14 protein-coding genes are annotated in these 12,826 nt (G+C 36.9%); 1 reads left to right on the forward strand and 13 read right to left on the reverse strand.

Annotated elements, in window-relative coordinates; translation table 11 throughout:
• Positions 1-8: 8 nt before the first annotated feature.
• Positions 9-1,238, forward strand: a complete 1,230-nt coding sequence (locus LOK41_RS19190) for a DUF438 domain-containing protein (protein WP_241817869.1) — start codon at positions 9-11, stop codon at positions 1,236-1,238.
• Between the two features lie 92 nt (positions 1,239-1,330).
• On the opposite strand, the gene LOK41_RS19195 is transcribed toward LOK41_RS19190, so the two are convergent.
• The 13 genes from LOK41_RS19195 to LOK41_RS19255 form a co-directional block, all read right to left on the reverse strand.
• On the reverse strand, positions 1,331-1,588 hold the full coding sequence (locus LOK41_RS19195) for an HPr family phosphocarrier protein (protein ID WP_006096515.1): 258 nt from the start codon (positions 1,586-1,588) through the stop codon (positions 1,331-1,333).
• Positions 1,589-1,610: 22 nt separating this feature from the next.
• A complete protein-coding gene (gene whiA, locus LOK41_RS19200) occupies positions 1,611-2,561 on the reverse strand; it encodes a DNA-binding protein WhiA (RefSeq protein WP_003201892.1) in 951 nt (316 codons plus the stop codon).
• A gap of 87 nt (positions 2,562-2,648) precedes the next feature.
• Positions 2,649-3,602, reverse strand: a complete 954-nt coding sequence (locus tag LOK41_RS19205) for a gluconeogenesis factor YvcK family protein (protein ID WP_241817870.1) — start codon at positions 3,600-3,602, stop codon at positions 2,649-2,651.
• Between the two features lie 3 nt (positions 3,603-3,605).
• Positions 3,606-4,487, reverse strand: coding sequence for an RNase adapter RapZ (rapZ, locus tag LOK41_RS19210; protein ID WP_174101018.1), 882 nt, complete (start codon positions 4,485-4,487; stop codon positions 3,606-3,608).
• 19 nt (positions 4,488-4,506) lie between these two features.
• Positions 4,507-4,965 carry an NUDIX hydrolase gene (locus tag LOK41_RS19215; protein ID WP_001190078.1) on the reverse strand — a complete coding sequence of 153 codons (459 nt, stop codon included), beginning with the start codon at positions 4,963-4,965 and terminating at the stop codon, positions 4,507-4,509.
• 368 nt (positions 4,966-5,333) lie between these two features.
• Positions 5,334-6,140, reverse strand: coding sequence for a DUF368 domain-containing protein (locus LOK41_RS19220; protein WP_241817871.1), 807 nt, complete (start codon positions 6,138-6,140; stop codon positions 5,334-5,336).
• 178 nt (positions 6,141-6,318) lie between these two features.
• On the reverse strand, positions 6,319-7,272 hold the full coding sequence (trxB, locus tag LOK41_RS19225) for a thioredoxin-disulfide reductase (protein ID WP_241817872.1): 954 nt from the start codon (positions 7,270-7,272) through the stop codon (positions 6,319-6,321).
• Between the two features lie 77 nt (positions 7,273-7,349).
• Positions 7,350-8,861, reverse strand: a complete 1,512-nt coding sequence (locus LOK41_RS19230; RefSeq protein WP_241817873.1) for a tetratricopeptide repeat protein — start codon at positions 8,859-8,861, stop codon at positions 7,350-7,352.
• Positions 8,862-8,991: 130 nt separating this feature from the next.
• Positions 8,992-9,513 carry an acyltransferase gene (locus LOK41_RS19235; protein WP_241817874.1) on the reverse strand — a complete coding sequence of 174 codons (522 nt, stop codon included), beginning with the start codon at positions 9,511-9,513 and terminating at the stop codon, positions 8,992-8,994.
• A 21-nt stretch (positions 9,514-9,534) separates the two neighbouring features.
• On the reverse strand, positions 9,535-10,173 hold the full coding sequence (gene ppaX, locus LOK41_RS19240; protein WP_241817875.1) for a pyrophosphatase PpaX: 639 nt from the start codon (positions 10,171-10,173) through the stop codon (positions 9,535-9,537).
• A 65-nt stretch (positions 10,174-10,238) separates the two neighbouring features.
• A complete protein-coding gene (lgt, locus tag LOK41_RS19245) occupies positions 10,239-11,051 on the reverse strand; it encodes a prolipoprotein diacylglyceryl transferase (RefSeq protein ID WP_174101024.1) in 813 nt (270 codons plus the stop codon).
• 23 nt (positions 11,052-11,074) lie between these two features.
• Positions 11,075-12,004, reverse strand: coding sequence for an HPr(Ser) kinase/phosphatase (gene hprK, locus LOK41_RS19250; RefSeq protein ID WP_174101025.1), 930 nt, complete (start codon positions 12,002-12,004; stop codon positions 11,075-11,077).
• Positions 12,005-12,166: 162 nt separating this feature from the next.
• A complete protein-coding gene (locus tag LOK41_RS19255; protein WP_174101026.1) occupies positions 12,167-12,541 on the reverse strand; it encodes a phage holin family protein in 375 nt (124 codons plus the stop codon).
• Positions 12,542-12,826 lie beyond the last annotated feature (285 nt).

Here is a 12,826-nt window from a genome sequence, read left to right on the forward strand (position 1 = left end):
GAATCCTTATGAGTGAAATGATTAATAACCGTGAACAAGAAAATATAAATAGCTCTGAACGACAAACAATCTTAAAGACTATTATTAAAGATCTTCATAACGGAAAAAGCGTAGAAGATGTAACCGCTCAGTTTCAAGAAGCAATCGGAAATATTACCGTCGCAGAAATTTCAAAACTCGAACAGGCACTTATGGAGGAAGAAGGAATTCCTGTAGAAGAAGTACAACGTTTATGTTCCGTGCATACAGCTGTTTTTAAGGGATCTATTGAAGAAATCCATCAGTCTAATAAACAAGAAGAACAGCCGGGACATCCGATTCATACATTTAAAATAGAAAATAAAGAAATCGACCTACTTGTGAATTTCAAACTTCAACTTCACTATGAACGTTTTGAAAAAGAAGATAACGAAGAAAACATTTATAAATTACTAGAAGACTTAAATTTATTACTAGATGTTGATAAACATTATAGCCGGAAAGAAAATCTGCTTTTCCCTTATTTAGAGAAATACGGTATTTACGGACCAACTCAAGTTATGTGGGGCGTTGATGACAGAATTCGTGACGCTATTAAAGAGGCAAAACAACAATTATTAAATTATAATCAAGATAAAAAATCAGTCTTAGACAGTATTTCTTTCGTCATCCAGGACGTAACCGAAATGATTTTTAAAGAAGAAAACATTTTATTTCCAATGGCCCTTCAAACTCTTACAGAAGATGAATGGCTAAAAATCGCTCATGAAAGTGATGAAATCGGCTACTGCTTAACAAGTCCTATAAATACATGGAAACCAGAAAGAAATATGATCAAAGAAGAAGCTATATCCGAAGGGTTGATTCGTTTCGAAACAGGTATATTATCTTTGAAACAGCTAGAACTGATGTTAAATCACTTACCTGTGGATATTACGTTCATTGACGAAAATGATGTTGTGCGCTACTTCTCCCATGGAAAAGAACGAATCTTTGCCCGTACGAAAGCTGTCATTGGTCGAACAGTCCAAAACTGCCATCCTCCAAAAAGCGTTCATGTCGTTGAAAAACTCTTAGAAGATTTCAAATCTGGAAAAAAAGATTGTGAAGATTTTTGGATTAAATTTCAAGATAAATATGTATATATTCGCTACTTCGCAGTACGAAATACAAATGGAAAATATATGGGTACTCTTGAATTTACGCAAAATATTCAACCGATTCGTGAACTTCAAGGAGAAAAACGGATTCTTTCATAATTCATATGAGAATGATAAAGTGAACCTTTAATTGGCGATTCGCCACAACAAATTGCCCCAATCAAAAAAGCTATCGCTGCATGCGATAGCTTTTACTGTTTATTTTGTACATATGCTGCCAGCGCTTCTAAAGCAGCTTCTGCATCTGAACCTTCTGTTATAATCGTTACATTACTGCCAGATCCAATCGCTAAGCTCATAATCCCCATTATGCTCTTCGCATTGACTGTTTTTCCATCTTTCTCAATAAAAATATCAGCATGAAAACGATTTGCCTCTTGTACAAACAACGCAGCCGGACGTGCTTGTAAGCCGTTTTTTAATGCAACCTCAACTTGTTTCTGGACCATAGCTCCCATTTCCCCTTTACCGTTATTTTTTTGCTACCGGTTCCCCCGCGCGTAATTTCTCTGCAATTTCATCGATCTTACGCAAGCGATGATTGATACCTGATTTACTAATTTTCCCTCCAGATACCATCTCGCCTAATTCTTTCAATGTTACATCTTGATAATTAATACGTAATTGTGCAATCTCTCTTAATTTATCTGGTAAAACATCGAGCCCAACCGTTTCATCAATGTAACGAATATTTTCAATTTGCCTTAAAGCGGCACCAATTGTTTTATTTAAATTGGCTGTTTCGCAGTTCACTAATCGATTAACTGAATTACGCATATCGCGGACAATACGAATATCCTCAAATCTTAACAATGCATTATGTGCACCGATAATGTTTAAAAACTCCGTAATTTTCTCCGCTTCTTTTAAATACGTAATGTACCCTTTACGCCTTTCCAGCGTCTTACTATTTAAATCAAATCCGTTCATCAGTTCACATATAGAATCATTATGTTCCTTGTATAACGAAAAGACCTCTAAATGATAAGATGATGTTTCTGGGTTATTTACTGAACCACCTGCTAAAAACGCACCTCTTAAATACGATCGTTTGCAGCATTTCTTTTCAATCAATTCCTGTGAGATATTGCGAATAAATGAAAAGTCTTCTCTAACAATATGCAAATCCGCCAATATTTCACGGGATTTCTCAACAAGCCGAACGATATATACATTATTTTTCTTCAGTCGCATTTTTTTACGAACAAGCAATTCTACCGTCACGTCATATCCCTTTTTCAGCAATGTGTAAATTCTTCTTGCGATTGCTGCATTTTCTGTTTGAATATCAATCGAAAGACGACGGTTTGAAAAAGAAAGTGATCCGTTCATTCGAAGCAATGCTGATAATTCTGCTTTCTCACAGCACTCCTTCATTTCAAGCTTCGTGAGCTCTTTCTTTGTTTCTGATGCAAATGACACAGCCCCACCTCCTTATACGATATTTTGGAACAAAAATCTTGTCCTATATGAATGAGTAGCGTTATCTCGTACAGAGATAACACATGCTTATAATAACGAATATAAAATAGAAGCTAACTTTAATGTATCATGTCTTACAACTTGATCATCATACTTTGCTAATTCATCTTGAATTAAGCGAATGTCATTTTGAGCAAAACGATGTTCATCAACCACAACCGGTTCAGACATTTCTTCTTCATACAATTTACGTAATTCAGCAGGAATATCATGATTATTTACAATCGCTGTATCAATGAAAGGTTCTCCAAGATGATCATGTAAAGCCTGCACATGATCAAATGCTGTATACTCCATCGTTTCTCCAGCTTGCGTCATGACATTACATACATATACTTTTTTGGCCCTTGCAGCAAGAACAGCTTTACCGATTTTTTCTACAATTAGGTTTGGCAAAATACTTGTGTACAAACTACCTGGACCGAAGACAAGTAAATCTGCTCGTTTAATTTCCATCAATGTCTCATACAATGGTTCTACATCGCCCGGTGTTAAAAATACACGATTGATTTTTTTCCCAAAATACGGAATTTTCGATTCACCTGTTACAATTTGCCCATCTTCCAGTTCGGCATGAAGAACAACACTTTGATTGGCCGCTGGTAAAACACGCCCTCTCACATTTAACACTTTACTCGTTTCTGTAATGGCATGGAAAAAGTCTCCTGTAATCGACGTCATACCAGCTAATAATAAATTACCTAATGCATGACCCGTTAAACCTTCTCCGGATGTAAAACGATGTTGAAATAAAGCTTCCACAAGCGGCTCGACATCTGATAACGCAACAAGCACGTTACGAATGTCGCCTGGCGGTGGAATTTCTAACTCATCACGCAATCTACCTGAACTGCCACCGTCATCAGCTACTGTAACAACCGCTGTAATATCAACAGGATATTTCTTCAATCCTCGTAATAAAACCGATAGTCCAGTTCCTCCTCCCATGATGACAATTTTAGGTTTCCTCTCTTTTTTCATCCCTTAATGGCCCTTTCTCTTCTCCACATCACGATGAGATATATGAACGATATATTCTGGTTTCAAATGTTTTCCAAGGTATTCTGCAAGTGTAACAGAACGATGTTGCCCACCTGTACATCCAATCGCAATTACAAGCTGACTCTTGCCTTCTCTTTTATAATGAGGAAGCATGAAACTAATAAGATCCGTCAACTTTTCTAAAAATTTATGTGTCTCATTAAACTTGAGCACATATGATGAAACTTCTTCATCCAGTCCTGTTAACGGCTTCATCTGTGGAATATAATATGGATTTGGTAAAAAACGAACATCAAATACTAAATCTGCATCAATTGGAATGCCGTACTTAAATCCAAATGACATCACATTTACACGAAATGCTTGCTCGTTTTCTGTTGAAAACAGATGAACAATTTTTTCGCGCAATTCTTTCGGTTTTAACTCAGACGTATCAAGCACAATATTCGCCCTTGCCTTCATGTCTGTTAATAAATTACGCTCGGCCTCAATCCCTTTTAACGGAAGCCCTGTTGGCGCAAGTGGATGCGAACGTCTCGTTTCTTTGTAACGCGTTACAAGCGTGCTATCTTTCGCATCTAAAAATAAAATATGAGGTATAATCCAAGTGCGTTCTGATAAATCATCAAGCGCTCCCCATAAATGCTCAAAAAATTCGCGGCCACGTAAATCAATACCAAGTGCCACCTTGTTCATTTTCCCTTTCGAGTCTGCCATCAGTTCAACAAACTTTGGCAATAACATCGGCGGTAAGTTATCTACACAAAAATATCCTAAATCTTCGAAGCTTTGCAGAGCTACTGTTTTTCCTGCACCGGACATCCCTGTAATAATTACCATTTTAATATCATTATTTACTGTCATTGTATCCCTCCTCGGCGGTTTAGCTTGGATCCAATCGATATGAAAGTAATTCAAAATCTGGTGTATATACAAACGTACCGTAGATGATTCCATTTCCTTTAATTAAATAATCAATAATGTGATAATCTCCCGGCGCCATTGCTAATTCATCAATCTTATCAAATGTATGCCAACCAATGATGCCTTCTTCGCTTTCTAATTTGTTTTCTCCTGCAAAATCTGTCGCTAAAAAGGAGAACATCATCCACTCAGAAACAACTTTATCGCCTTCTTGAATGACAAAAGTGAAGACTCCCTTTAATGCTGGGTTCTTTAAATAAATGCCTGTTTCTTCACGATATTCGCGGACAACGGAATCCCTCACTGTTTCACCGCGTTCCATTTTCCCGCCCGGTGCAACCCACCAGTTCCGACGAGGTTTTTGTAGTAGGAGAACTTCATTATCTTTAATTAACACACAGTTTGTTACTCTTTGCATGCCTCTTCACCTCAGCTACTTATGACGAATTTCTTCATCATATACTCATTTCATTATACTATCAAAAACAGTTTGTCACAATGAAGGAGGCTAGCTCCTTAAACAAGCCAAATACGGGTTAAACAACCAAAATCATTCCTTTTAGGTGGGAGAGAGAATCCGCTCATGGATAGAAGCGGTTAGTTCCTTTTTTCGCCCCATGCCATGTGAAAACAGAAGGAAAAAATGAGCGAAGACCTTCTTTTCTTTTCATAACGGTGACTTATATGTCAAAAAAATAAAATGGATATAGATATATATAAACTTATTCTTCCTAAGAACATAAAAAAATCCCCTTAACGAATTTTATCGTCAAGGAGATTTACCACTTATTTTTTACTGAAATACGATACAATCGCAAATCCTAAAATAAACGTAATAATAGAGCTTACAATCGACATTCCACCGGCCGGAATACCTGGAAACACTACTGCAATCGATCCAATAACAAGTCCGATAATTGCTGCGAATGTTGCACTTTTAAAATGTGTCAATAAGTAACTAATTCCTTTACTACTTACAACGAATCCAACCATAACCCCTGCGCCAATCACTGCAATTAGTGGCAGATTTAATGTTGTTAACGCATTAATCGCTGTTGGATATACACCGATGATTAATAAAATAAATGACCCACTAATCCCTGGAAGTAACATAGCCATACTAGCCATCCATCCTGCCAGGAATAGCCCAATTGCATTTAAAATAGTTAACGTCGTAATTGGATCTGCCGCTTTATCTGGCTTAAAAAGTGCTGTTACAGCTACAAGAGCCGCTGCAACGATTAATATGACAATATGTCCACCTTTAAATGTTTCTTTCGCATTCGCTTCCTTCATCAACATTGGTAAAATACTTATAATTAAACCAAGGAAGAAAAACTGCGTTGACTCATAATGATATTCTAGCAAATACTTAATCACATGACTTAATGTTAAAAACGCAGCCGCTACGCCCATAGCAAGCGGAATTAAAAACCCTAAATGCTTTTTCCATTCACGACTAAAAAACCCGCTAATTGCCGCAAGCAACCTTTCATAAATCCCTAATACAACAGCAATTGTGCCACCACTAACGCCAGGAATTAAATCACTAACGCCCATAAAAAAACCACGATATATATTACGCCATTCCATACTGAATAAACTCCTCATTTCTCATAGTCATTTTTCCCATAAATTCTAGTATAACAATAAGGAATCTTGTAATCCAAAGAAATTTTGACAAACATTTGACATTTTAGGAAGAAAATAAAAGAAGAAAGCCACCATCTATGAAGGTAGCTTTCTTCTCTAAAAAGGATTCATATCCTTATTATTCTGTTACAGTTTTTAATTCCTCTAACAGCTCTTCTACATAGTGCTGTGCACTTTGTGCTGCGATACTGCCATCACCAGTTGCTGTTACAATTTGACGAAGCATTTTTTCGCGAACATCACCAGCTGCGAAAATACCAGGAACTTTCGTTTCCATGCGTTCGTTTGTTTCGATATAACCATTTTCATTTGTAATACCTAGCTCAGTAAATGGTTTTGATAGTGGTAACATACCGATATAAATGAAAGCACCATCTGTTTTGAACTCTTGTTCTTCACCAGTGTTCACATCTACAAGTGTTACACTACCTACTTTACCATTCTCATCATTGATTTCTTTTACAGTATGATTCCAAATGAAGTCTACTTTTTCATTTTGGAAAGCACGATCTTGCAGGATTTTCTGTGCGCGAAGTGTATCACGACGGTGAACGATTGTTACTTTTGATGCGAAACGTGTTAAATACACACCTTCCTCAACAGCAGAATCTCCGCCGCCAACAACAACAAGTTCTTTCCCTTTAAAGAATGCACCGTCACATACTGCGCAATATGATACACCGCGGCCTCCAAGTTCTTTTTCACCTGGCACACCGATTTTTTTGTACTCTGCACCACTTGCAACGATGATTGCGCGTGTTTTATATTCCTTTTTACCAGCCACAACTGTTTTATATTCTTTACCATCGATGACTTCTTTTACATCACCATATGCATATTCAGCACCGAATTTCTTTGCATGCTCGAACATTTTATTTGATAAATCAGGTCCTAAAATGGATTCATAACCTGGATAGTTTTCTACATCTTCTGTATTCGCCATTTGTCCGCCTGGAATACCTCGCTCAAGCATAAGCGTGCTTAAATTTGCACGAGACGTATACACTGCAGCTGTCATCCCAGCTGGTCCAGCACCAATAATAATGACATCATAAATTTTTTCTTCTGACACACTATTCACTCCTCTTCATTCCTACCATAACTTACCCTCATTATACTGTTAGCACCTGTTTTTTCCCAATGATTTGCCTATGCATGAGTACGCTTTACTACTTGCACATATTTTCTCACAGTTGCTACAGATACATTATATATATTTCCAAGTTCGGCCTGTGTCATTTTATTTCTCTGCTGGCCGCGCACAATATATTCGATTGCCGCAGACCACCCAAACACATTCGTAAAGACCGTACCAGATGTATATAAACGGATAAACGTACAAAACCAAAAATGCAAGCATTCTTCAATCAATTCATCTTCTTTATTTGTATAGTTATATAAGGCATCCGAAATTCTGACGCATTGTTCAAACGCTTGTAACTCGCCTGGAATACTCTTATGACTACTCATTAAAAAGAAATATTTTGCCAGTTGTGAAACGATCGGCACACCATTTTTCGCCTGCGCCACCTCAAAGAAAAAGCTAATTTTCTCTGGTGTTGTTAGTTCATTCATTAAATATAGTGCTAGCATTTTCTCTTCTAACGTTTCACTTTGCCCAAAAGATTTCCGCAGCTCTTCAAACAAAACATTCTGCCCTTCATCAGCTAAATGCAGGGCATTCCACGGCTCTTTCCCTTTTTTATCAGGGTGTAATTCTACAACAGATTGCCACATTTTTTCGGCTGTATGTTGATCTTGTATCATATAAGCAGAGTATGCAAACCAATAGTAAAAGCTGACATCACCTTCATAACCTTGACGCTTTAATAACCTTAACCATTTATATGCTGATGCAAAGTAACCAATTGTTGCAAATGTTGTTCCTAGCTTTAATCGATGCTCAAATGACATCGGATATACTGATTCTAGTTGCCCCGCTAACGCTTCTACTTGTTTATGCTCTCCAATTGAATATAGAAAAATAAGCGTATTACAAAGCGCATGCATATTACCAGGATTTTTCTCTAAAATCATTTCTGTTAACTTTAGTGCCTGATCTACATTTCCTGATTGGAAATGCGCAATTGCTAAGTTATTATAACCCGACCAAAATTCTGGATAATCCTTCGTTACAACTTCAAGCGTAGCAATCGCTTCCTCCAATTGTCCGTTACGAATATAGCGATTCGCCTCTTCCTGCATAACAATTAATTCATCTTCATCTTCAATCTCTTCCGTATCCAACGATTCTTCTTCCATAATCTCAAGTAATTCTAACGTATCTTCTACAAATTCTTTTTCCGTTGCTATCTCTAAATATTTCTCCGCATACTTCTTTGCTTGCTGAAACAAACCGAGATATGCGTAATTATTTGCGATAAAATAATAGCACTGCTCAATATCAGAATTCGAACGAATTAATTTCAAGAAAATTTGATTTGATTCTTGATACTCACCGACTTCAGATAATACCGTCGCTAATTGACATAAAATAAACGGCTCTTTCTCACTTTGTGCCGCTCTTCGAAAATATTTAATTGCATCTTGTAATTTATGACTTTGATAAGCTTTCATTCCTTTTTTATAAAAGAAATCAGCTAATTGATTAAAAGAGATAACTTGTCCGTTCTCCTTATACATCCGTTGATTTTTCCCCATATATCCTCCAGTTTTTTGTTTTCTTCGCTCATACATTTTCTATTTATAAGTATAAACGATTCCGTAAAAAACAAAACAGTATATTATAATCAATTATTTCCTTTTTATTCATAAAAAGAGAAGAGAAATGTTACATTTTTAACAACGAACTTCTCTTCTCTACCATTTCTTTCTGCGTATAAATGATACGCATCGGATTTCCACCTACAAAAGCACCACTTGGTACATCACGGTGAACAAGTGTACCTGCTGAAACAATGGCGCCGTCCCCAATCTTTACACCTGGCAATATAGTTGAATTTGCTCCAATCATTACTTCATTCCCTATAATGACTTCACCAAGGCGATATTCATGAATTAAATATTCGTGAGCTAAAATCGTTGTGTTATAGCCAATTATTGAATTCGTTCCAATTGTAATCTTTTCTGGAAACATAATATCCGGCATTGCCATAAGCGCAAATGATGTTTGCTTTCCTACTTTCATTCGTAAAAATGTGCGATACAGCCAAATTTTCATTCGTAAAAATGGTGTATAACGTGCAATTTGAATGACAATAAAATTTTTCATCACCTTAAAGAAAGATACTGTCTTATATACATTCCATAGTGAATTTGCTCCTGAAACAGGGTAGCGCGTTGTCCGTCGCACTTTTCTCTCTCCTCTTACCTACTATTCAGACAAAATAGATAACAAGTCACTCATTTTATCTAATACATAATCCGGCTTATATGACTCTAAATACTCTCTACCTTTAATTGTCCAAGCAACTGCCGCGGTTTTCGTACCTGCGTTTTGTCCGCCCACTATATCATGATGGTTATCACCAACCATTAACGTTTCTTCTGGATTTGCATGTAGTAGCTTTAATGCTTTTTGAATTGGTTCTGGATGTGGTTTCACATGCTGTACATCATCAATTGTAACAATAACATCAAAGAACTCATTTAATTTAGAAAGCCTTAAACCCATTTCTACCGTTTGTCTTGCCTTCGTTGTTACAATTCCAATTTTGTATCCTTGCTTCTTTAGCTCTTGGACTGTCTCATAAACAGTTTCATATTCTTCCACTAGTTCATCGTGATGGTCATGATTAAACTGGCGATAGCACTGAATCATCTCATCTACCTTACTTTCATTCATTGAACTAAACGTCTCATGCAAAGATGGACCGATAAACGGCAATACATCTTCGCGCTTATACTGATTTGGATAGTACTTATTTAACGTGTGTAAAAAAGAAGAAATAATGAGTTCATTTGTATTAATTAATGTTCCATCTAAATCAAATAACACTGTATTTATTTTCATATGCTATGGTCCTTTCGCTATCTGAATATGAAAGAAGCAGCATCTCATATAAGATGCTACTTTTTCTAGTCTTCTAAATATCTTTTATCAGCTTGCCCCATTTTACGTCTCACAATAATGAAAATGATTGAAATAACAACAAGTCCGATAGACACCACTTGTGCAATACGAAGTGGCCCTAACATTAAGCTATCTGTACGTAACCCTTCCACAAAGAAACGGCCAACTGAATACCAAATTAAATACGTAAAGAATAATTCACCACGTCGTAAATTCGCTTTTCGTAATAACAACAATAGGATTACACCTGCAAAACTCCATAATGATTCATATAAGAACGTTGGATGATAATAAACACCATCAATATACATTTGATTCACAATAAACTCTGGTAAATGTAAGCCTTCTAAAAACTGTCTTGTTACTTCACCACCATGAGCCTCTTGGTTCATAAAGTTTCCCCAGCGTCCGATTGCTTGTCCAAGCAAAATACTCGGTGCTGCAATATCAGCTAACTTCCAGAAAGAAAGCCCGCGTCTCTTCGCAAAGAAAATCCCCGTAATAACCGCCCCGATTAAACCACCATGAATCGCTAAGCCACCTTGACGAATATTAATAATTTGCTTTGGATCTTGCATATAATATTCCCATTCAAAAATAACATAGTATGCGCGTGCGCAAAGAATCGCGATTGGCACCGCAATTAAAACAAGATCGACAAACGTATCTTTTGGAATACCTAACCGTTCACCCTCGCGTGTAGCAAGCCAAAGACCAAGCAAAACACCTGTCCCGATAATAAGTCCATACCAATAGACTGGGAATGGTCCAAGTTGAATGGCTATGCGGTCTAACTGTGGTACAGACCCTAACAGCATATGGATGACCTCCCTCTCCTCAATTACTCCTGATTCCCTAGTTCAATCGCACTCATTAGGCGCTCTGAAAATTGTTGGGCTGCATTGACTCCCATTCGTTTTAACCTAAAATTCATCGCTGCTACTTCAATAATAACAGCCAAGTTTCGACCAGGTCGCACTGGAAGTGTAATCTTCGTAAGTTCTGTATCTATAATCTTCATCTTCTCTTCATCAAGACCTAGGCGATCATAGTTTTTCTTTTGATCCCAAATCTCGAGGTTAATCACAAGTGTAATACGCTTATAATTTCGTACAGCACCTGCACCAAATAACGTCATTACGTTAATAATACCTAAACCGCGGATTTCTAATAAATGCTCAATTAAATCTGGTGAACTTCCTACTAATGTATCTTCATCTTCTTGACGAATTTCAACGCTATCATCTGCAACTAGACGATGACCACGTTTTACAAGTTCAAGCGCTGTCTCACTTTTTCCGACACCACTTTGACCTGTAATTAAAACACCAACACCGTAAATATCTACTAATACACCATGAACAGCAGTTGTTGGCGCTAACTTACTCTCTAAATAGTTTGTTAAACGACTTGATAGTCTTGTCGTCGTTTGGGCAGAACGTAAAAGAGGCACGCCAGATTCACGTGATGCTTGCAATAATTCCTCTGGCACATCTTGACTACGCGTTACAATAATACAAGGTGTCTCTTCTGTACAAAGAACTTTCATTCTTTCTTGTTTTTGCTCACTTGTTAACGTCTCACAGAAGGTAAGTTCCGTTTTTCCAAGAAGCTGGACGCGATCAGCTGGATAATATGTAAAGAATCCTGCCATTTCAATTCCAGGTCGCGATAAATCACTTGTATCAATCGGACGGTGAATCCCTTCTTCACCACTCACTAACTCTAATTGAAATTGTTCAATTAAATCTTTCGTCCTTACTTTCGGCATATGTAAACCTCCACTCCGCTGCGGGTTCAGTCTCATTTGATGTAAAATTCCATTCTATCCGATATTGTACCATTTTTTTCTGCAAACAAGAAATGTGGTTTCTATTAAATAAAGAAAAACATTTCATGGCGTTCATGAAATGTTTTTCTTTTTGTCACTTTTCTATTTTTTTTCAGATAATGGCTCTACAATTACTTTATCAATCAGCATATTTAAAATAGAAATACAAATTGCCGCAACTATCGCTACACCAAATCCAGATATATTAAAAGCATCACCTAATAAAGAATCTGTCATTTTTAGCGTAATCGCGTTAATTACGATTAGGAAGAATCCAAATGTTAGTACCGTAATCGGCAACGTAATTAAAATTAATAACGGTTTTACAAACACATTTAAAATCGATAAGATAATGCTCGCAATAATTGCCGTTTGTATATTTTCTATGTAAAATGCGTCTGGTGCAATTCCCTTCAGAAGACCTGATACAACAATTAACACGACGCTATTCACAAGAAGTGATAGAATCCATCTCATTTTCTTACACATCCTTTTGATATATATATTTAATCATACGCTAATGGGTTGCAAACGCCAAGTGACCATTTATAGAACGACTGAAAACCTTTCTTTTTTGGTGGGAAGAGAGCGTCCGTCCATACATAGTAGCGGTCAGATTCCTTTTTCGCCCCATGCCTTGTGAAAACATAGGGAGAATGTGAGTAGGGAATCTGTTTGTATTTTCATAACCACGACGTATATTGCGGAAAAAAAAAATAAAATCATATAAAAGCTTATTCCATTCTTCATACTTGTATACCT

The organism is Bacillus sp. TL12, from assembly GCF_022625245.1.
Lineage (GTDB): Bacteria > Bacillota > Bacilli > Bacillales > Bacillaceae_G > Bacillus_A.